Origin of the sequence: Bradyrhizobium guangdongense (assembly GCF_006483445.1) — a bacterium.
Classification (GTDB): Bacteria; Pseudomonadota; Alphaproteobacteria; order Rhizobiales; family Xanthobacteraceae; genus Bradyrhizobium; species Bradyrhizobium guangdongense_A.
In genome coordinates, this window is record NZ_PPPT01000015.1 from 1 (window position 1) to 19,395 (window position 19,395).

Annotated in this window: 18 protein-coding genes; 4 read left to right on the forward strand and 14 right to left on the reverse strand. The window is 63.7% G+C overall.

What is annotated here, in order from left to right; genetic code table 11:
• Window positions 1-37 precede the first annotated feature (37 nt).
• From C2U70_RS02025 to xoxF5, 7 genes are all read right to left on the reverse strand, one after another.
• Window positions 38-295: a hypothetical protein gene (locus tag C2U70_RS02025; RefSeq protein WP_140976192.1), complete on the reverse strand. Its 258-nt coding sequence runs from the start codon at window positions 293-295 to the stop codon at window positions 38-40.
• Window positions 296-351: 56 nt separating this feature from the next.
• Window positions 352-2,667 carry a xanthine dehydrogenase family protein molybdopterin-binding subunit gene (locus C2U70_RS02030; protein ID WP_140976193.1) on the reverse strand — a complete coding sequence of 772 codons (2,316 nt, stop codon included), beginning with the start codon at window positions 2,665-2,667 and terminating at the stop codon, window positions 352-354.
• 2 nt (window positions 2,668-2,669) lie between these two features.
• The gene (locus tag C2U70_RS02035) at window positions 2,670-3,122 is read right to left on the reverse strand and encodes a (2Fe-2S)-binding protein (RefSeq protein WP_140976194.1); all 453 of its coding nucleotides are present in this window, start codon (window positions 3,120-3,122) and stop codon (window positions 2,670-2,672) included.
• Window positions 3,123-3,727: 605 nt separating this feature from the next.
• Window positions 3,728-4,291 (reverse strand): S-(hydroxymethyl)glutathione synthase, encoded by a 564-nt coding sequence (gfa, locus tag C2U70_RS02040; protein WP_140976195.1) that lies wholly within the window; start codon window positions 4,289-4,291, stop codon window positions 3,728-3,730.
• 33 nt (window positions 4,292-4,324) lie between these two features.
• Complete coding sequence (locus C2U70_RS02045) at window positions 4,325-5,434, reverse strand: S-(hydroxymethyl)glutathione dehydrogenase/class III alcohol dehydrogenase (RefSeq protein ID WP_140976196.1); 1,110 nt, start codon at window positions 5,432-5,434, stop codon at window positions 4,325-4,327.
• 60 nt (window positions 5,435-5,494) lie between these two features.
• On the reverse strand, window positions 5,495-6,016 hold the full coding sequence (locus C2U70_RS02050; protein ID WP_433960657.1) for a c-type cytochrome, methanol metabolism-related: 522 nt from the start codon (window positions 6,014-6,016) through the stop codon (window positions 5,495-5,497).
• A gap of 81 nt (window positions 6,017-6,097) precedes the next feature.
• The gene (gene xoxF5 / locus C2U70_RS02055; RefSeq protein ID WP_140976197.1) at window positions 6,098-7,906 is read right to left on the reverse strand and encodes a lanthanide-dependent methanol dehydrogenase XoxF5; all 1,809 of its coding nucleotides are present in this window, start codon (window positions 7,904-7,906) and stop codon (window positions 6,098-6,100) included.
• Between the two features lie 521 nt (window positions 7,907-8,427).
• On the opposite strand from xoxF5, the gene C2U70_RS02060 reads away from it, so the two are divergent.
• Window positions 8,428-9,396: a helix-turn-helix domain-containing protein gene (locus tag C2U70_RS02060; protein WP_140976198.1), complete on the forward strand. Its 969-nt coding sequence runs from the start codon at window positions 8,428-8,430 to the stop codon at window positions 9,394-9,396.
• 62 nt (window positions 9,397-9,458) lie between these two features.
• Here the strand turns inward: C2U70_RS02060 and C2U70_RS02065 are convergent, their stop codons facing one another.
• The 3 genes from C2U70_RS02065 to C2U70_RS02075 all read right to left on the reverse strand — a co-directional run bounded on the left by C2U70_RS02065 (window position 9,459) and on the right by C2U70_RS02075 (window position 11,662).
• Window positions 9,459-9,884, reverse strand: a complete 426-nt coding sequence (locus tag C2U70_RS02065) for a hypothetical protein (protein ID WP_140976199.1) — start codon at window positions 9,882-9,884, stop codon at window positions 9,459-9,461.
• 106 nt (window positions 9,885-9,990) lie between these two features.
• Complete coding sequence (locus C2U70_RS02070; RefSeq protein ID WP_140976200.1) at window positions 9,991-11,028, reverse strand: FUSC family protein; 1,038 nt, start codon at window positions 11,026-11,028, stop codon at window positions 9,991-9,993.
• Between the two features lie 7 nt (window positions 11,029-11,035).
• Complete coding sequence (locus tag C2U70_RS02075; protein ID WP_140976201.1) at window positions 11,036-11,662, reverse strand: LysE family translocator; 627 nt, start codon at window positions 11,660-11,662, stop codon at window positions 11,036-11,038.
• Between the two features lie 188 nt (window positions 11,663-11,850).
• Between C2U70_RS02075 and C2U70_RS02080 the strand changes: the two genes are divergently transcribed.
• Window positions 11,851-13,314, forward strand: a complete 1,464-nt coding sequence (locus tag C2U70_RS02080) for an FAD-dependent monooxygenase (RefSeq protein ID WP_140976202.1) — start codon at window positions 11,851-11,853, stop codon at window positions 13,312-13,314.
• A 45-nt stretch (window positions 13,315-13,359) separates the two neighbouring features.
• On the opposite strand, the gene C2U70_RS02085 is transcribed toward C2U70_RS02080, so the two are convergent.
• From C2U70_RS02085 to C2U70_RS02100, 4 genes are all read right to left on the reverse strand, one after another.
• Window positions 13,360-14,913 carry a L,D-transpeptidase gene (locus C2U70_RS02085; RefSeq protein WP_140976203.1) on the reverse strand — a complete coding sequence of 518 codons (1,554 nt, stop codon included), beginning with the start codon at window positions 14,911-14,913 and terminating at the stop codon, window positions 13,360-13,362.
• A 424-nt stretch (window positions 14,914-15,337) separates the two neighbouring features.
• The gene (locus C2U70_RS02090; protein WP_140976204.1) at window positions 15,338-16,267 is read right to left on the reverse strand and encodes a substrate-binding periplasmic protein; all 930 of its coding nucleotides are present in this window, start codon (window positions 16,265-16,267) and stop codon (window positions 15,338-15,340) included.
• Window positions 16,264-16,599, reverse strand: a complete 336-nt coding sequence (locus tag C2U70_RS02095; RefSeq protein WP_140976205.1) for a c-type cytochrome — start codon at window positions 16,597-16,599, stop codon at window positions 16,264-16,266. The genes C2U70_RS02090 and C2U70_RS02095 overlap by 4 nt, the downstream gene beginning before the upstream one ends.
• A 19-nt stretch (window positions 16,600-16,618) precedes the next feature.
• A complete protein-coding gene (locus tag C2U70_RS02100; protein ID WP_140976206.1) occupies window positions 16,619-18,283 on the reverse strand; it encodes a methanol/ethanol family PQQ-dependent dehydrogenase in 1,665 nt (554 codons plus the stop codon).
• 408 nt (window positions 18,284-18,691) lie between these two features.
• On the opposite strand from C2U70_RS02100, the gene C2U70_RS02105 reads away from it, so the two are divergent.
• Both C2U70_RS02105 and pqqA read left to right on the forward strand, forming a co-directional pair.
• Window positions 18,692-19,096 carry an EF-hand domain-containing protein gene (locus C2U70_RS02105; RefSeq protein ID WP_186294015.1) on the forward strand — a complete coding sequence of 135 codons (405 nt, stop codon included), beginning with the start codon at window positions 18,692-18,694 and terminating at the stop codon, window positions 19,094-19,096.
• A 175-nt stretch (window positions 19,097-19,271) separates the two neighbouring features.
• A complete protein-coding gene (pqqA, locus tag C2U70_RS02110; protein ID WP_012029362.1) occupies window positions 19,272-19,352 on the forward strand; it encodes a pyrroloquinoline quinone precursor peptide PqqA in 81 nt (26 codons plus the stop codon).
• Window positions 19,353-19,395 lie beyond the last annotated feature (43 nt).

Sequence of the window (19,395 nt, forward strand, 5' to 3'; positions counted from 1 at the left end):
GCCCGGCCATGACGGCGCGTGACCGTCCGTCTGCCCTTTACTTCCCCTGCCGCTCCACCTTGCCCTTTTCCTTCTCGTTCATCTCCTTGATCTTCGGATCCTGGCTGACCTGTCCGGTGGTCTGGGTGGTCGTCGCAGGTGGTGCATTGTTGGGGACCGAGGTCTGGTCGGGCGCGGTCGGACGCGTGGCCGTGGCCGGCGTCGTCGTGTTGCTCTGCGCATGGGCCGACGGGATCGCCCATAAAAAGGCGCTCGACAGCATGGAGACTGCGAGCGCCCTGGAGTGAATGGTCATCGATCTGCTCCTGTGTCAGATCGATGGGAACGGCCGGACGGCCGTGATCGTTCCTCTCACGCCTCCAATTGCTTGCCGATCGGCAGCGACCGGATGCGTTTTCCCGTGGCCGCGAAGATCGCGTTGATCAGCGCGGGTGCAAAGGGCGGCACGCCGGGTTCGCCGACGCCGCTCGGTGGTGTATCGGCGCCGGGCGGGACGATGTGGACGTTGGTGATCAGCGGCGACTCGTCCATCCGGATCACCGGGAAGTCGTCATAGTTCTTCTGCTGGACCTTGCCGTCCTTGAAGGTGATCTCGCCATATTTGGCGAGGCTCAACCCCATGATCGCTGCGCCCTCGATCTGGGAGTGGATGCGCTCGGGGTTGACATAGGTACCGCAATCGATCGCGGTGTCGACCCGCGGGATCGTCAGCTTGCCCTTGTCGTCGACGGCCACCTCGACGATGGTTGCGATGTAGCTGACGAAGCTGCGATGCGCGGCGATGCCGAGCCCGCGTCCCTTCGGCAGTGAGCGGCCCCACTCGCCCTTCTCCGCGACCAGTTCGACCACCTTGCGCAGGCGCGCGGTGTCGATCGGGTAGCTGTCGTAGGGCTCGCCGTAGTTCCAGAGATCCTTCACGGAGTCGAGCTTGATGATGCGGGGCGAGCCGATCAGCTCGAGCAGCATCTCCTTGGGGTCGCGTCCCGTCGCCTGCGCGATCTCGCCGACCATCGATTGCACGGCGAAGGCGCGCGGGATGTTGGAGACCGAGCGGAACCAGCCGATGCGGGTATGCGCGGCCGCTTCCGGGTTCTCGCAACTGATGTTGGCGATCTCGAAGGGCATGTCGACCAGACCCATGCCGAGTTCGAACGGGGCCTGGTTCTTCGCGCCAGCCACGAAGGTCGAGAGGATGCTTGGCGCCACGCTGCGGTGGCGCCAGGCGATCACCTTGCCCGACTTGTCGAGCCCGGCCTCGATCCGCTCGGCCGAGACGGTGTGCAGGAAGCCGTTATGGATGTCGTCTTCCCGCGTCCACTGCACCTTGACCGGCGCCCCCAGCTCCTTCGAGAGCAGCGCGGCCTCGATCGCGAAGTCGCATTTCGATTTGCGGCCAAAGCCGCCGCCGAGCAGCGTCACGTTGACGGTGACGGCGTCCTCGGGGATTCCGAGCGTCTTGGCGACGTCCTCGCGGGTGCCGCCTGCGCTTTGCACCGGTCCCCAGATCTCGGCCTTGCCGTCTTTCACGTTGGCGACCGCAACCGGCGGCTCCATGCTGACATGGGCGAGGTGGGGCAGGTAGTACTCGCCGACGATGACCTTGTCGGCGGTCTTGAGCGCCGCATCGGCGTCGCCTTCCTTGCGCACGACGAGACCGGGCTTGCGCGAGGCCTCTTCGAGCTCCTTGCGGTAGGCGACCGACTCGTATTTGCCGTTCGGTCCGTCGTCCCAGACGATCTTCAGGGCATCGCGGCCCTTGATCGCGGCGCCTGTATTGCGTGCGATCACGGCCACGCCGCCGAGCGGCTGGAACTTTGAAGGCCACGGCCAGCCGCGGACCTCCATCACCTTCTCGACCCCGGACACTTTCAGCGCCTCGGCCGGATCGAACGACACGAGCTTGCCGCCGGTCACCGGAGGCCGCGCGATGACGGCGTATTTCATGCCGGGCAGGCGAACGTCGGCGCCGTAGCGCGCATGGCCCGTGGTGATGTCGCGCAGATCGACGATCGAGACCTGGCCCTTGGTCAGGTAGCGGAAGTCCTTGGGGTCCTTCAGCTTGAGGCCTTCGATAGCAGGCAGCGATTCCTTCGCTGCGTCCGCTGCGAGCTCGCCAAAACCGAGCTTGCGCGAGGTCGCGCTGTGGACGACCTCGTGGTTGACGGCCTTGACCTCGGTCGCCGGCACGCCCCAGCGTTTTGCCGCGGCCTGCTCCAGCATGGTGCGTGCCGAGGCGCCGATCTGGCGCATCGGGATCAGATAGTGCCGCGTGCTGCGGGAGCCGTCGGTATCCTGGTTGCCGAACTTGACCTCGTCGCCATGGGCCTGCTGGACGCGAACTTTTGACCAGTCGGCTTCCAGCTCCTCGGCGACGATCAGGGGCAGGCTGGTGCGCACGCCGGTTCCCATCTCCGCGCGGTGCGCGACGATGGTCACGATGCCGTCAGGCGCGATCGCGACGAACACGCGCGGGTCGACCACGACGCCATGCGGCATCTTGCCGGCGCCGGTTTCATAGGCAAAGGCCTGGCGCGACATCACGGGCGCGGCGAGCACGAAGCCGCCGGTGATGCCGAGGCCCTTCAGGATGCTGCGGCGCGAAACCTTCTCGATCCTGACATGCTTCTCGAAGCCGCGAAGCTTTTTCGGGTTCTCGATGAAATTCATGGTCACACTCCCGTCGATGCGAGATGGACGGCGTTCTCGATGCGCTGGTAGCAGCCGCAGCGGCAGATGTTGCCGGACATCGCCTCGCGGATCTGGTCGTGCGACGGCTTCTGGTTGTCCATCAGCAGCGCCGCGGCCTGCATGATCTGGCCGGCCTGGCAGAAGCCGCATTGCGGCACGTTGAGCTGGCGCCAGGCCTTTTGCACGGGATGATCGCCATTGGGGTGCAGGCCTTCGATGGTCGTGACCTCGCGGCCGACAACGTCGTTGACCGAGGTGATGCAGGCGCGAACCGCTTCCTTGTCCACGATCACGGTGCAGGCCCCGCACAGCGCCTGGCCGCAGCCGAATTTGGTGCCGGTCAAGCCGGCCTCATCGCGCAGATACCAGAGGAGGGGAAGATCCGGGTCGCCGTCCCAGCTTTGTTCCTGGCCGTTGATTTTGATCTTGATCATGATTGGTCCTCGCTCTTCTTAAGCTGTTGATCTGCTCTGGCGTGAATTCGGACGGCGACCGTTTGCCCATGTACCCCGGTCCCGCGCCGGGCAAATCCCGGGAGGGCGGGCGGGATAGATGGGTTCTGTCTGGAATGTGCGCGATATCTCCCTTTTTGAACTTTAATTGAATTGCTTTTGGCGCCTGCGGAGCTGTGGCGCGAACGGAGACTGCCAGGGCGCACGACGCTGCCGCTTGCCCCTCTCGTGCAGAGATTGCATCGACGGTTTGTCAAAAGCAGGGCGCAACAGCCCGGCACAGCTCGCACCTGCATAGCACGGCGGCGCAAAAAAAATGCTTCGCCCGCATGTTTGCACGGACGAAGCAAGAGACCTCAGTCGAGGGAGAGAGAAACGCTTGCCGTCATCTTCGCCTGAGAAGGTGGCGACACTGCGGAGTCACAACGGACTTGAAGACTGAGGGCGGCAAAAATCTCGAAGCACGGCCGGGCCACACTGAAGATCAGGCTGCTTGACTGACCATTCGCGCGCGAAAACGGCTGCAGGTGTCTTGCCAGATTATCCCGCCGGCCGCGGTCGCGACCGGCAGGACGTAGCAGCGCTGTCTAGGCCGCTTTGGATTTCGCGACATGGGTCGCGATCGCATCCATCAGCGCGGGTGACAGGCAGTCATAGGGCTCGAGCCCGATCTCCTTCAGGCGCCCGCGCACGGCGGCCATCTGCTCCGGCTTGACGCCGGACTCGATGATCGAGGAGACGAAGGCGGCGAATTGCGGCGCCTGCGATCCCTGCTCCTGGAACAGTTCGGGGTGGATGAAGTCGAGGCCGTAGAACGGATGGCCCTTGTTCTCGATGCGGCCGTACATGTGGGTGCCGCAGCCCTTGCAGGCGTGGCGTTGGATCACCGCGGAGGGATCGACGACCTGGAGCTTGTCGCCGTTCTCGAGCACGGTGACGTTCTGGCGCGGCACCACGGCGACGACGGAGAACGTCGCGCCGGCCGGCTTCCAGCACTTGGTGCAGCCGCAGGCGTGGTTATGGGCGACGTCGCCCTTGATGCCGACCTTGACCTGATGGTCCTTGCATTTGCAGACCAGGGTGCCGCCGGCAAAGTGGCCTGTGCCTTGTTTCAGGCCGTTGTCGATCGAGGGATGAAGAGCAACAGACATGGGACGATCCTCCTTGGGTAAGCCGGTTTTGGTTCAGTAGACGACGACGGAACGGATGGATTTGCCCTCATGCATGAGGTCAAAACCCTTGTTGATCTCCTCGAGCTTCAGCACGTGGGTGATCATCGGATCGATCTGGATCTTTCCGTTCATGTACCAGTCGACGATCTTCGGCACGTCGGTGCGGCCGCGCGCGCCGCCGAAGGCGGTGCCGCGCCAGTTGCGCCCGGTGACGAGCTGGAACGGACGGGTGGCGATCTCCTTGCCGGCCTCGGCGACGCCGATGATGATCGAGGTGCCCCAGCCGCGATGGCAGGCTTCGAGCGCCTGGCGCATCACCGTGGTATTGCCGGTGCAGTCGAAGGTGTAGTCGGCACCGCCGTCGGTCAGCGTCACGAGGTGCGCCACGATGTCGCCGGTAATTTTCTTGGGGTTGACGAAATGCGTCATGCCGAAGCGCTTGCCCCAGTCTTCCTTGGAATCGTTGATGTCGACGCCGATGATCTTGTCGGCGCCGGCCATCTTGGCGCCCTGGATGACGTTGAGGCCGATGCCGCCGAGGCCGAATACGACGACATTGGCACCCGGCTCGACTTTCGCGGTGTTGACGACGGCGCCGACGCCGGTGGTGACGCCGCAGCCGATGTAGCAGCTCTTGTCGAAGGGGGCGTCTTCGCGAATCTTTGCGACCGCGATCTCCGGCAGCACGGTGAAGTTGGAGAAGGTCGAGCAGCCCATATAGTGGTAGACCGGCTTGCCCTTGTAGGAGAAGCGGCTGGTGCCGTCAGGCATCACGCCCTTGCCCTGGGTGGCGCGGATCGCGGTGCAGAGATTGGTCTTGCGGCTCAGGCAGCTTTTGCACTGCCGGCATTCCGGCGTGTAGAGCGGAATGACGTGGTCGCCCGGCTTCACCGAGCTCACGCCCGCGCCGATCTCGCGCACGATGCCGGCGCCTTCATGACCAAGAATGGACGGAAAGATTCCCTCGCTGTCGAAACCGTCGAGCGTGTAGGCATCGGTATGGCAGATACCGGTCGCCTTGATCTCGACCAGAACTTCGCCGGCCTTCGGCCCCTCCAGGTCGAGCTCGACGATCTCGAGCGGTTTCTTCGCTTCGAAAGCGACGGCGGCACGTGTCTTCATCGTCAACTCCTCAAATTCTCGAAAGGCGCCAAGAAGTAGTCTCGGCAGTCTTCGTGACGTTCAATTTTTGCCCATGCAGGAGTCTTCCGCCTTGGTATAGGCGTCGGTCTTCTCCTCCTTCTTGGGGGGGCGCACGCGGCCAACGGCGTCATTGGAGCGGGCGCGCAGGTAGACGTACAAATCGTCCATGTAGCAGGCGACGTTCGGGTTATCGCCGAAGGCCGGCATCACGTTCTCCGCCGCCGTCGAAATGTTCTTGCGGCCGGAGGCGACCACGCCGAGGAAGTCGCCATAGCTCATGGACTTGACGGAATCCTTCAGCGCCGGCGCGTAGGTGGATCCCATGCCGTCGGGGCCATGGCAGACGTGGCATTCGGAGTGATAGCGGCGGTAACCGGAATAGGTGAACCAGTCCACGGTGCCGTCGGCTGAAATCTTGTAGGTCGGGGTGCCTTCCTTATCGAGCCACTTTCCGTCGTCTTCCTTCTTGACCGCGGTCGGGTCGCCGGGACCTTCCGCCTGTGCAAGTCCTGCGGACGCAGCGAATGCAATTGCGACGATGACTGAGCAGATTTTACGCAAGAGTTGTTCCTCGAAGGCATCAGGTGGAGACGAGCCGGCGCGTGGATCGGATCCACGCGCCGGGACGAGACGAAGCTGAGGCTAGTTCGACGGCAGCGAGAACACCGTCAGCGTGCCGCCCAGCGCCGTGTAGTTCGAGAGCGCTGCGTAGCCGCCGACTGCACCAAGGCCTGCGGTCGGATCGGTCAGACCTGCCGCGAGACCGATGCCGGCCCAGCCGCCCACGCCGGAGAGCACTGCGACATACTGCTTGCCGCCGTTCTCATAGGTGGTGACGTTGCCGATGATGCCGGACGGAGTCTTGAACTTGTAGAGCTCCTTGCCCGACTTGGCGTCGACTGCCTTCAGGTAGCCTTCGAGCGTGCCGTAGAACACCACGCCGCCGGCCGTTGCGAGAGCGCCCGACCAGACCGAGAACTGCTCTTTGTTCGACCAGACGATCTTGCCGGTCTTGCCGTCCCAGGCGATGAAGTTGCCCATATGGGTCTCACCCTGCGGCGGATACATCGAGAGCGTCGCACCCACATAGGGCTGGCCCGCAGTGTAGCTCACCTTGAACGGTTCGTAGTCCATGCAGACGTGGTTGGTCGGAACGTAGAACAACTGCGTGTCCGGCGAGTAGGCCGCCGGCTGCTCGTCCTTGGTGCCGAGCGCGGCCGGGCAGATGCCCTTGGTGTTCTTGTCCTCGCCGCCCTTTTCAGTGGAGGCTGCGTCAAGAACCTTCGGACGGCCGTAGGTCGGCGAGTTCTTGTCCATGTCGACGCCGGAGGTCCAGTTCACCTTCGGATCGTACTTCTCGGCGACCAGGAGTTCGCCGCTTTCACGATCGAGGGTGTAGCCGAGACCGTTGCGATCGAAATGGGTCAGGAGCTTGCGCGGCTGGCCGTTGATCTGCTGGTCGGAGAGGATCATCTCGTTGACGCCGTCATAGTCCCACTCGTCGTGGGGCGTCATCTGATAGACCCACTTGGCCATGCCGGTGTCCGCGTCGCGCGCGAAGATGGTCATCGACCACTTGTTGTCACCCGGGCGCTGCTTCGGGTTCCAGGTCGAGGGGTTGCCCGACCCGTAGTAGACGAGGTTCAAAGCGGGATCGTAGGACATCCAGCCCCAGGTGCAGCCGCCGCCGATCTTCCATTGATCGCCTTGCCAGGTCTTCAAGCTGGAGTCGGCTCCGACCGGCTTGCCGAGCGCTGTCGTCTTGACCGGGTCCACCTTGATCTGGTCATCCGGGCCTTCGGAGAAGGCGCGCCAGGCCTGCTTGCCGGTCTTGAGGTCGTAGGCGGTGACGTGACACTGCACGCCGAACTCGCCGCCGGAGATGCCGACCAGCACCTTGTCCTTGACGACGAGCGCTGCCGACGTGCCGGTCTCGCCCTTCGCGGGATTACCGTTGGTCGAGCTCCAGGCGACCTGACCGGTCTTGGCGTCGAGCGCAACGAGGTTGGTGTCGGCCTGATGCAGGATGATCTTGCCGTCGCCATAGGCGAGACCGCGGTTGACGGTATCGCAGCACATCACCGGGATGACGTTCGGATCCTGCTTCGGCTCGTACTTCCAGACGATCTTGTTCTCGTTTGAAAGGTCAATGGCGTAGACCTTGTTCGGGAACGGCGTATGGACGTACATCATGTTGCCGATGATGAGCGGCCCGCCTTCGTGACCGCGCAGCACGCCGGTGGAGAAGGTCCACGCGACCTGCAGCTTGCCGACGTTCGCGGCGGTGATCTGGTTGAGCTTGGAGTAGCGGGTGTTGGCGTAATCGCCCGCCGGCATCACCCAATCTTTCGGGTTCTGCGACATCTTGATCAGCTCGTCGTTGGCCGACGCGCTGCCGGCGGCGAAAATCGCCGCAGAGCCGAGATAGGTCGCGAGTAGTGCCTTGCGCATAGTCATTCCTCCTAGGTCTCGTTTATTGTTTCCGAAGCAATTGCCGTTCGCTGGGCATTGCCGTCCAGCGTCTGCTCGTGCAGGGCGGTCACGTCTAGGGACCAGAAACGATGTGGGGCTGTGTTCTCCTCCTGGTATGAGCCATTCCTGGTATGGCCTCGAGGGTCCGCGTTGATGGGATGCGGCCCATTTTCTTTTTGTTCCTGCCGCAATCCCTAAGCCGTTCTGCAACGGGAAACTTGCCCAAGAGGGAAGCCGTTTTGCTTCACAGCGCACGGAGCAGAATTTTTTGATTTTGCAGTAGCGAATTCAGCAGCTTCCGTTCTGCCCAGTCGCGGGCACTCGGCGGAGGTTCCCCTTGACTGCGCTGCAACTAAGGCGGAGGATTATCAATCAAGGATGGCAGTGAAGCATGGCGCTTGCTTCAAACGACCGCCCTAATTTGAGGTAAACGTCGCAAGTCGTGATGGAGGGCCTCTGGGCACGCCTGTCACGATTCGGGTCAAATCAGTGGCTGGATCATGTCCGATACAATTCACACGCTCTCGACGACTGGGCTGACGCCGAAGAAGCAGATCCAGAGTTGGGTCGACGGGCTGACGAATCTGTGCGGCCATTTCGACGTCGATCCCCTGGAAGCATCTGCGCTCGAGGGACGCATCGATTACACCACCATCTCGCGACTGAAGCTCTGCCAGATCGAAGTCAGCCAGCATCGCATCGCGCACACGTTGGCGCGCGCCAAGGCGAACGAGCACCCCTACATCAAGATTCACTTCCAGACCTACGGCGTGTCCTATTTCGAGCAGGAAGGCCGCCACATCGAATTGATGCCCGGCGACATCATCGCCTATGACGTGTCCTGCCCGCACTCCATCATCAGCCCGGCCTTCACCCGCCACGACGTCGTGATCGTGCCGAAGGCGCTGCTGCGCGACCGCGGCTTCCCGTCACAGCGCATGCCCGCCTGCAAGCTCTCGGCGCGCACCGGCACCGGGCGGATCGCCCATGACTTCGTCCACGCCTCCTTCGACGAGGCGGCAAAGCTCTCGGCCAACAGCGCGGTCGGCGTCGCCGATTCGCTGATCGATTTGTTGCTGCTGCCGCTGCGCGAAGCCGACACGATGTTCGATCGGGTCGGGCCGGAGGCGATGTACGTGCGTGCGCAATTCTTCATCCGCGAGCATCTGCGCGATCCGGATCTGTGCATCGACCAGATCTCGGCCGAGCTCGGCTGCTCCAAGCGCTATCTGCACATGCTGTTCTCGGAGCGCGGCACCACGGTGAGCGACTATATCTGGCAGGCGCGCTTGCAGAACTGCCGCCAGGAGCTCGAGGCGCACGCCGGCAAGACCATCACCGACGTCGCGTTCTCCTGGGGCTTCTCCAGCTCCTCGCATTTCAGCCGGGTGTTCCGGAAGTATTTTGGCGTCGTTCCCTCGTCAATCCACAAGGCCCAGCAGAACGCCGTGGCCTCCGACGAGCATTAGCGCGTAAGGCTTGCGCCGAATCCAGCTCTGACAGTTCGCGCTCAACCTCGGGCCAATGCGGCTCAGGTCAAGCTGGTGGCGTAGGGAATCGCGGCCACCAGCGCGACGAGCAACACCGCGTTGCACAGCATGCCGACCCAATGTAGCCGTCGCAGCCGTCGCGGCGCTTCCGTGTCGCCCGAATCGCGCGCGCTGAGCAGGTGGTCCATTTGCCCCATGAACCAGGGCCGCCCCCAGATCGCCAAGGCCGTGATCAGGCCGACGCCGATTGCGATCAGCGGGCGGCCTTCGATGAGAAAGGCCACTGTCCCGATCATGCCCGCAACCCGCATCACCACGAAATGGGCGTTGAACAGGCCGCGCAACAATTGCGCGACAGGCTGGATATCCAGCTTCACCAGCAGGAACGCCGGCGAGGCCAGCGTAAAATATCCCATCGGAAAGATCAGGATGATCATGGCGGCGATGGTGACGGGATCAGGCGTCATGCGAGCGGCCTTTCGTGTCCGGTCCGTGCCGGTTGCTCCGGCACTGGTTCGCAATCATAGCGCCAGGATCGGCCTTCGACACTAGGCTTTGGTCGAAAATGAGGGGTTAGCGCGCCCCGGGATCGCCGGCGGGGTCGGCCTTTTGCGCCAGGCGCCGCCAGAGGGCGTCCGTGAGTGCCACGGCGATCAGGCCGAAGGCGCCGCCCATCAGCACGTTCGCCACCCGCTCCTCGGCAATGCCGCTGGCGCCGCCGACGAAGGCGGCGGCCAGCGCGATCAGGAAGCAGCGCAGGCCAAAACCGACGGCGTAGCGGGAGAAGGCGATCAGTGTCAGTGTCGCGCCGAGTACGGCGAGCGAATAGCCCATCCGGCTCGGCGGCAGCGTGATCCCGACCAGCAGCCCCAGCGGAACGCCGGCCAGGGCGCCGATCGCCCTCAATTTCAGCTTGCCGGTGGACGCCGAGAGATCGCCGACCACGACGCTTGCGGCCGACCAGATCACCCATTGACCCTGTGCGAGATTGAGCATTTCGACCAGCGCCGCGGCCGCGAACACCGCGATGGCGGTCGCGGCCGCGGGCAAAAACCATTGTGTTGCGGCCGGCCCGTAAGCGACAGGCGCGGTGTCACCATGTCGCCGGTCGAGAAACTGGACACCGCAGACGAGCGCCAGCGCGATCGGCGAGGATGCGATGATGACGCCGGCGTGACGGAGCGCCTCCTCCGCGCTGACGCCTGCGCGGACCTCGCAGGCGAGATAGACGGCCGGAATGAACACCCAATTGCCGAGCGTCCGCAAACCCTCGCCATAGCGCGTCATCGCCACCGCCAGGAATGCTGCGAGCGCGGTCAGCGACACGAACAGCGGCTTGACCGGTGCGGCAGAGAGGAGGGTCGCGAAGGTGGCGAGGATGACGACGTAGTGCAAGACGACGGCACGCGGCGGCAACCGGAGCTTGAGCGCGGGGATCAGCAGCGAGATCGCGATCAGGCCGAGATTGAGCAGTGCCGGTTCGCTCAGCACGAAATAGGCGATTACCAGCGGGCCGACGACAACAAGCGCGCGCGACAACTCGCCGATCTTGATCTCCCTCGAGACGAGATCACGCAGCCTTGCCGCGAAAGAGATCGTCGGCTGGCTCACGCGGACCTCACCCCGTGCGGCGCGCGAGCAGCAATGTCGCGCCGAGCCCGCACATCACGGCCGCTGAAGCCTGTCGAGTTTTGGCAATGACGTGTGGTCGCCGTGCAAGCCCCGTTCTCGCCTTTGCCGCCCACATGGTGACGATGAGATCGACGCCGGTGTTGAGCGCCACGGAGATGAGGCCGAGCACGATGAACTGCGCGGCGACGTTGCCGCCGGGGTCGACGAATTGCGGGATGAAGGCGAGAAAGAACGCGGCAGTCTTCGGGTTCAGCGCCTCGACGACAATGCCGTCGCGAAATGCCCGCCGTCCGCCGGTGGTTTCGATCTCGACCGGGTCGACGATGCGTGCCTCGCGCCAGCTCTTGATTCCAAGCCAGATGAGATAGAACGCCCCGGCGATCTTCAGCAGGGTGAACGCCTCGCTGCTCGCCATGATGAGCGCCGACATGCCGGCCGCACCTGCGAAGACGTGGACGAGGCCGCCGAGACCAAGGCCGACGCTCGATGCCAGCCCTTCCGCCCGGCCGCCCGCAAGCGTTCGTGCAACGATGTAGAAGATGCCCGGTCCCGGCGTCATTGCGACGACCAGCGCTGCCGCCAGGAAGAGGGCAAAGGTCTGGATATCAGGCATGGCGCGCTCCGCAGGTCGATCTGCCGCCAGTCACCAGCAGAGCGGGGTGCGAGTCAAGCCGAGGTGGGAAAGGGGACGCGAGGAAGCGACCCCCTCAGCTCTATATGTAACGCGCAAGGGGCTTGCTTCAAGACCCCCGCCATCCCGTAGAACCGCCGGCCCAAACCACAATCAAACGAGGTGTGCCGATGGATCATGCAGTGCTGATCGCGGGAGCCGGTCCGACCGGACTGATGTTGGCAGGCGAGCTGGCCCTCGCCGGAATCGACGTCGCCATCGTGGAACGGCGCGTTGATGCGGAACTGACCGGCGCGCGGGCCGGCGGCCTGCATGCACGCACGATCGAAGTGCTCGATCAGCGCGGCATCGCCGACCGTTTTCTTGCGCAAGGGCAACTGATGAAGACCGTGTGGTTCGCAGGCACGCCGTTGGACATCAGTGACTTTCCCACGCGGCACAATTACGTGCTCGCGCTGTGGCAGCGGCATATCGAACGCAGTCTCGCTGACTGGGTCGACGAACTTGCGGTGCCGGTCTATCGCGGGCGCGAGGTGACGGGCTTTCGGCAGGACGCCTCCGGCGTGACGATCGAACTCGCCGACGGCCGGTCACTCCGCGCAGACTATCTCGTCGGATGCGACGGCGGGCGCAGCCAAATCCGCAAGGCGGCCGGCATCGATTTTCCGGGATGGGATCCGACGGTCAGCCATCTGATCGCCGAGGCCGAGATCGTCGGCGAGCCGCAATGGGGCATCCGCCATGATGCGATCGGCATCCACTCGCTGAGCAGGCAGGAGGATGGCCGGACCGTACGGGTCCTGGTGACAGAGCAGCAACTCGGTGCCGCCGGAGAACCGACGCTACGCGACCTCAGCGCTGCGCTGATCGCGCATTACGGGCGTGACTTCGGCGTCCACAGCCCGGTTTCGATTTCGAGGTTCACCGACATGACGCGGCAGGCGGAATGCTATCGCAAGGGGCGGGTGCTGTTGGCCGGCGACGCCGCGCATGTGCATTACCCCGCGGGCGGGCAGGGGCTCAATATCGGCGTTCAGGATGCCGTGAATCTCGGATGGAAGCTCGCCCAGGTCATCAGGCGGACATCGCCGGACAGTCTGCTGGACACATATCATGCCGAGCGTCACCCGGTCGCGGCCCGCGTGCTCCACAACACCATGGCGGCGGTCGCCTTGCTCCGTCCGGACGATCGCACCAAGGCGTTGAGCAGCATCGTGTCCGATCTGCTGGGCATGGACGAACCTCGCAAGCGCATCGCCGCGATGATGTCCGCTCTCGATATCAAGTATGATCTTGGCGAGGGACATCCACTGCTCGGCCGCCGCATGCCCGATCTCGACCTCGTCACCGCCGAGGGTCGCGTGCGGACATTCGCGCTGCTGCGCGACGCACGGCCGGTGCTGCTCAACTTCCGCGCAGCGGGCAGTCTCACGATCGCGCAATGGGCCGATCGAGTTCAGTGCGTCGATGCGGACTGCGTTGGCGTGTTGGAGCTGCCTGCGATCGGCCCCGTCGCGGCTCCCGCCGCAGTCCTGATCAGGCCCGATGGACATGTGGCCTGGGTCGGAGACGAAACCGGCCGGGGCCTCTCGGACGCACTCACGACGTGGTGCGGCCCGCCTTCGCCGGCGTAGCGCCAGACATCGCCTCGGGCGATTGGTGAGACGTGCCGCCGCGCCTCACCACCAGCGCGGTTGCGGTTGATAATAGTACTGCTGCTCGCCGCGCCGGCGCATGTTGCCCTGTTGCGGCTGCGGGTTGGGATTGCGCGGCTGTGGTTGAAAGAAGAAGAACCCGCCGCCGCCCCAGCCGTCGTCGCCTGCAACTTCGATGGGAGGCGTCGGTTTACGCGTGATGAAGCCGCCCTGGGGCTGGGTGCTCAATACGGCCACGAACTCGGTGCGGTAGTTGGTTTCGGCGCTCAGCGGCTCGTCCGAGATGACGATCGAGGAGCGCGGCAACGCCGTCGGCGCGATCCGGTCGAGCACGTCCTGCGGGAAGGCGATGCGGTCGAGCGCCTCCTTGGCCTCGTCGCCATTGTCGATCGTGACCACGCTCCAGCGCAGGCCCGCGTCCGTCTTCGCCATCGCGGTGAAGATATGCGTCCCGAGCGGCCGCTCGGGATTACGGATCGTGACGGGCACTTCGATGGAGGTATCGAACACTTCGCCGCCGCCATCCGGCGCCGGCTTGTGCGTGTTGCGGCGGACATAGAGCTTTTGCGTCGAACGGCTGATGTAGACCGAGACCGGCTCGAGCGCGAGTTTTGCATCGTTGGCAGCCCTGGCGGCGTCGGCTTTCTTCGTCGCCGCGGCCTTGGCGGCGTCCTTTGCCGCGGCGGCTGCATCCAGCTTCGCCTTCGTATCGGCCTTGGCCGTGTCGAACAGCGTTGCGGCCTCCTCAGCCTTCGGCGCGATCTTCTGCTTCAACTCCTCGGCCTTCGCTCTGGCCTGGTCGTTCCTGGCGTTGGCGAGCGATTTTTCGGCGAATGCGAGATCGGCGGCGGTGCGGGTCTTCTGCTGTTCCAGCTTGCGCAGCGATGCCGTCAGCGTCGACGTCTCGCGGGCCGAGGTCGCTGCTGCCTTCTTGGTTTCGTCGGCCGCCTTGGCGGCATCAGCGGCCTCGCGCAGCAGCGCCTCGGCGCGCGCGGGCGCGGCCGCGATCGCCTCGGACTTCGGCATGAACAGCGACGGGTGGGAGATGTCGAGTGGGGCGGCGTCGTTCGGCGAGATGATGATCCGCATGCCGATCCGCGTCCGGTCGAACAGCTTCTCCGCGAAGCCAAACGGCATCCGCACGCAGCCATGCGAGGCGGCATAGCCGGGCAGCGGTCCGCCATGGAGCGCGATTCCATTCCAGGTGATGCGCTGCATGTTCGGCATCCAGGCATCGTCATACATGGTCGAGCGGTGGTCCTTGTCCTTCTCGACGATGGCGAACACGCCGGCCGGCGTCTCGCGACCTGTGGTCCCCGTGGAGACCGGTGCGCGCAGGATCCAGCCCTCGGCATCGTAGAACGTGACCTGCTGGCTCTTGATCGACACGATCGCCATGATCGGTTCGCCGGCTTCGCGCGGCGCTACCGCCTCGACGACGGCCGCGGGCCGCTGCTTTGCCGATGCATCCACAGTCAGCGCCAGGAGGGCGGTCATGGCCGCGAGCGTCAGAACGCCGCAGGGTTTCGAACGACGGTTCGTCACGGAAGATTGCGCCATCGAACGTCCGTTCACCATGCCATGCCCCGGTTGAATTGCCTGTCCATGCCTGCGCCCCTTCCATACCGCAAACTTGTTGACGGAATCATGCGGCATAACCGGGGCAAATTCGTCATATACGACGGCCCCCGCAGGCGGAAGGCGGCGTATTGGCATCCTCAAATCAGGGCTGCAAATCAGAACCGGAAACGGCGCCGTATTGGCGGAAAATTGCCGAAAAGTGCGACCTTGGGCCCCGGTTCGATGCCCTTCGCCAGGCTCATCCCACGCCTTGCGATCTTAGCATTATGCACCTGATTTGCCCGACGGGTCAAGCGCGATTTCGTAAAATCCGCATTCGTCCACCCCCGCTCCCGGCTACTGTGCATGGGGTTGTTTTCGACCACTTTTCCAAACGGCCGCCAGACCCAAAGCCATTCCATCTAGGCTGGGAGCCGATGCTTTAGCGCTTGATGATCTGTGTCCAGACGTCGCCGAGGATCGCGGGTTCGCGCGGCGGCAGGTAGGTGAGCCCCGCCGCCTTGCCGAACTCGGCGATCTTGCCTTCGGCGGCGAGCTCCGTCAGCGCCTTGTTCACCGCCTCGATCAACGCGGGATCGCTGGCGAGCCCGACATAACCGCGATTGGCGCCGATCGGATAGTAGTAGCCGGACGCCGTGATCGCGGTGTCGGGATGTGCGGCGCGGTGGGCGTCGAAGCGGCCGAGGTCGAGTAGCGTGGCGTCGAAATCGCCTCGGTTGAGCGCACCGAGCAGGTCGTCGCGCCCGGGCACCAGATGCGTGATGTTGTCGATCAGCCGCCCCTTGTCATAGGTCATGAGGATGGCATCGCCGAGCGAGCCGCTTTCGATCGCAAGCTTGAGGCCCGCGAGATCGCCAATATCCTTGATCTTGCGGTCGCGCGCCTTCGGTCCGAGCACCACGGTCATCGGCGAATAGACGTAAGGCTGCGTTGGCACCAGCACGCCGAGATCGACGCGGCGACGCCGGTCCTCGCGCGTAGCGCCCTCGAAATCGGGCATCCGCGCCGTCTTCATGCCGGGCGTGACCAGCGAGTCCCTGGTCAGCGCGTAGCCGCCGAGCAGTGCGCAGCGCCCGTCGGAGAGCAGCGCGTTGGCCTCCATCTGCGGGCTCGCCTCCTCGTCGAGCTTGGTCTCGAACCACTGGATCTTGAGCGGACGTCCCAGCTTGTCCGCGATCGCCTGCGCCAGCATCACGTCGAAGCCGGCGTCCGGCTTGCCCTTGCGATGGGCCGACAGCGGCGGACGGTCCTCGTCGAGGCACAGGCGCAAGGGCTGTGGGTCGGCGGCATGCGCGGCCGCCATGCTCGACAGCAACGCGCCGAGCACGCAGGCCGTCAGGTGCCTTCTCATGGCCGCCTCCGGCTCGAAACATAGGCCCAAAGATTGGTGATCTCGTCCTCGCTGAGAATGTCGCCCCAGGGCGGCATCTTGTTGTTCTTGCCTTCCTTGACCGTGGTGAAGAAGCGCGTCCTGTCGTCGGGGAAGGCGCGCAAATCCGGCGTGATGGTACCGGAGTTCATCATGCCGGGGCCATGGCAATGCGAGCACTTCTCGGCATAGGTCGCCTTGCCGTGATCGAGCTGCGTTTTTGGTTCATCCGCAGCGCGGACGGTCGCAACCAGCGCGACCGTCAGCACCGCGACGGCGGCGAGTGTCGCCGCCGTCTTCTGAGAGACTTCCATCAATACGTCCGACCCTGGGTTACTGCTTGATCGCGAAAACCCAGAGCGAGCCGCCGGGCGGGACCTTGGCGAGACGTTCGTCGCCGGAGAACAGCGAGTACACGCCGCCATAGCCGACTGCGACAGCCACGTACTGCACGCCGTCCTGCTGCCAGGTCACAGGCTGACCCTCGATGCCGGAGCCGGTCTGGAACTGCCAGAGCTTCTTGCCGGTGTCGGCATCGAACGCCTCGAACTCGCCGGTGAGCTGGCCCGAGAACACCACGCCGCCCGCCGTCGACAGCACGCCCGAGAAGCGCGGAATGTCGCTCGGCTGTTCCCACTTCGACTTGCCGGTCATGGGATCGATGGCCTTGAGATGACCGCGCGGGCCGTCGTCGAACTGCCACGGATCGGTCAGGTCCATGCCGAGATACCATTCACCCTGCTTGAAGGTGACGGGTTCGGCCTTGTACTTGCCGCCGAAGTTGAGCGTGTTGGCGTAGGCGAGGCCGGTCTGCGGGTTGAAGGACATCGGTTCCCAGTTCTTGCCGCCGAGGATCGACGGATAGACGGTGACCTTCTTGCCTTCGCGCGCGCCGGTGGCGACCTCGGTCTCGATCGGCTTGCCGGTCTTCATGTCGATGCCGGTGGCCCAGTTGACCTTCACGTAAGGATTGGCCGCGAGCAGCTTTCCGTTGGTGCGGTCGAGCACGTAGAAGAAGCCGTTGCGGTTGGCATCCATCAGCACCTTGGTCGGCTTGCCGTCGACGTTCATGTCGGCAAGGACCATTTCGGCGACCGAGTCATAGTCGAACGGATTGTTCGGCGAGAACTGATAGTGCCACTTGATCTTGCCGGTCTGCGGATCCATCGCGATGACCGAGCAGGTGTAGAGATTGTCGCCCGGGCGGACCGCCGAGTTGAACGGACCGGGGTTGCCGATGCCCCAATACACCGTCTTCAGCTCGGGATCGTAGGATCCGGTGATCCAGGTCGATCCGCCACCCAGCTTCCAGGTGTCGCCCTTCCAGGTGTCGCCGCCCGGCTCGTCCGGGGAGGGGATCGAGTGGGTACGCCAGAGATGCTTACCCGTTGCCGGATCCCAGCCGTCGATGAAGCCTCGGGTGCCGAATTCGGCGCCGGAGATGCCGGTGATGACGACGCCGTCCGCAACCAGCGGCGCAACCGTCATCGAATAGCCTTCCTTGATGTCGGCGGCCTTCTGGCGCCACAGCTCCTTGCCGGTCTTGGCATCGAGTGCGATGACGTTGGCGTCGAGCGTGGTGCGGAACACCTTGCCGTCGAACAGCGCGGCGCCGCGATTGATGATGCCGCAGCAGACGATACGGGGCGTCTCGGCGGGATACTCGACCTTGGTTTTCCAGATCTGCTTGCCGGTCTTGGCATCGACCGCCATCGTCGCGTTATGGGACGTCACATAGATCACGCCCTGGTACACCAGAGGCTGCGATTCTTCGCTGCGGTCGTCGTTGAACGAGTAGTTCCAGACCGGGACGAGATTCTTGACGGTGTCCTTGTTGATCTGATTCAGCGTGGAGAAACGCTGAAGATTGTAACCCATGCCGTAGTTGAGAACGTTCGAAGTGTCGGTTGCGCCCTTGATGAGCTGTTCGTTGGTTTGTGCACTCGCTACCGAGCATGCAGAAATGACGAGGCTCGCGGCCATCGCAAAGCGTTTCATCCGTTCCTCCCAATATGCGCGCCTTTTGACGCTGCGTCGTAACACTCTGATGGAAAGCAAAACGCGTCAATACGAAAGTCGTATTCGCGTGTGCTGATTTGTTGGACGCCAGATGACACTTCAGTCAGTCTACGGTTACGCGCAGGAAACCGACGTGCTCGACGTGGTCGCGCTATCAAATTCCGTCGGATGAAGAATGCTGCAATTGCGTTGTCCGACAAACTGCATATGCTGACGCTGCTCGCGCGTGATTTTCGGAAAATGCGAGGAGCTTTGCATGCGCGCGGCGGTTGCACGTGGTCGGATAGCGAACATGAACGAAGACGGCGCCTGCTCCGAACCGAACCCTTCGCGCTGTTTCCGACTTATGAAAATGTCTCGATCCCGATTCGTCTCAAGGAGGCTTTGCTGATGTCGCGCCGATCCGTTGCCTTTGCCATGTCGTTCGCCATGGCCGCTCTGTTGCTGTCCGTGCCGGCGATGGCGGCATCGCCTAACGCCGTCAAGATGTTCGACACCGACAATGACGGTACGCTCGACCTCGCCGAGGTGAAGAAGGCTGCAGCCGCGCTGTTCGCGAAGCTCGACCCGGACAAGGATGGTACGCTCGATGCGCGCGAACTGCGTGGCCGCCTGACGCCCAAGGAGCTTGCGACTGCCGATCCCGACAAGGACGGCACGTTGACGCTCGATGAGTACCTCGCCGTCGTCGAGCAACGCTTCAACGCCGCAAATCCCGACAAGGATGGAACGCTCGACGCGAAGGAGCTGAAGTCGCGTGCAGGGCAGGCGCTGTTAAGGCTGTTGAAATGATTTTTGGTCGATTTTGACCGAGAGCGAACACGTCTTGCCCGAGAGTGCAATACGGCCGCGAAGAATTGACGCGAGTGCTGTTCGGCCGCCGATTCCAGGCTTGCGCTGTGCGTGGTGCAGCCCTAGGTTTTGCCGGGCGCGATATCGCGCTCAATGAAGACTTGGGAGACCCCGAATGGCTTGGAAAGCTCCGAAGATCGTGGAAGTGCCGGTGGGCATGGAAATCAACATGTACGCCTGCGCTGCGCGCAAGTAAAAACGTGCCTTGAGACCTGTCACGGCTTCAATGGCGAAAGCTG

Excerpts from the sequence above, each read along its gene's own strand:
- C2U70_RS02025 (WP_140976192.1), bottom strand. The coding sequence starts at position 295 with ATGACCATTCACTCCAGGGCGCTCGCAGTCTCCATGCTGTCGAGCGCC.
- C2U70_RS02030 (WP_140976193.1), bottom strand. The coding sequence starts at position 2,667 with ATGAATTTCATCGAGAACCCGAAAAAGCTTCGCGGCTTCGAGAAGCAT.
- C2U70_RS02035 (WP_140976194.1), bottom strand. The coding sequence starts at position 3,122 with ATGATCAAGATCAAAATCAACGGCCAGGAACAAAGCTGGGACGGCGAC.
- gfa (WP_140976195.1), bottom strand. The coding sequence starts at position 4,291 with ATGTCTGTTGCTCTTCATCCCTCGATCGACAACGGCCTGAAACAAGGC.
- C2U70_RS02045 (WP_140976196.1), bottom strand. The coding sequence starts at position 5,434 with ATGAAGACACGTGCCGCCGTCGCTTTCGAAGCGAAGAAACCGCTCGAG.
- xoxF5 (WP_140976197.1), bottom strand. The coding sequence starts at position 7,906 with ATGCGCAAGGCACTACTCGCGACCTATCTCGGCTCTGCGGCGATTTTC.
- C2U70_RS02060 (WP_140976198.1), top strand. The coding sequence starts at position 8,428 with ATGTCCGATACAATTCACACGCTCTCGACGACTGGGCTGACGCCGAAG.
- C2U70_RS02065 (WP_140976199.1), bottom strand. The coding sequence starts at position 9,884 with ATGACGCCTGATCCCGTCACCATCGCCGCCATGATCATCCTGATCTTT.
- C2U70_RS02075 (WP_140976201.1), bottom strand. The coding sequence starts at position 11,662 with ATGCCTGATATCCAGACCTTTGCCCTCTTCCTGGCGGCAGCGCTGGTC.
- C2U70_RS02080 (WP_140976202.1), top strand. The coding sequence starts at position 11,851 with ATGGATCATGCAGTGCTGATCGCGGGAGCCGGTCCGACCGGACTGATG.
- C2U70_RS02085 (WP_140976203.1), bottom strand. The coding sequence starts at position 14,913 with ATGGTGAACGGACGTTCGATGGCGCAATCTTCCGTGACGAACCGTCGT.
- C2U70_RS02090 (WP_140976204.1), bottom strand. The coding sequence starts at position 16,267 with ATGAGAAGGCACCTGACGGCCTGCGTGCTCGGCGCGTTGCTGTCGAGC.
- C2U70_RS02095 (WP_140976205.1), bottom strand. The coding sequence starts at position 16,599 with ATGGAAGTCTCTCAGAAGACGGCGGCGACACTCGCCGCCGTCGCGGTG.
- C2U70_RS02100 (WP_140976206.1), bottom strand. The coding sequence starts at position 18,283 with ATGAAACGCTTTGCGATGGCCGCGAGCCTCGTCATTTCTGCATGCTCG.
- pqqA (WP_012029362.1), top strand. The coding sequence starts at position 19,272 with ATGGCTTGGAAAGCTCCGAAGATCGTGGAAGTGCCGGTGGGCATGGAA.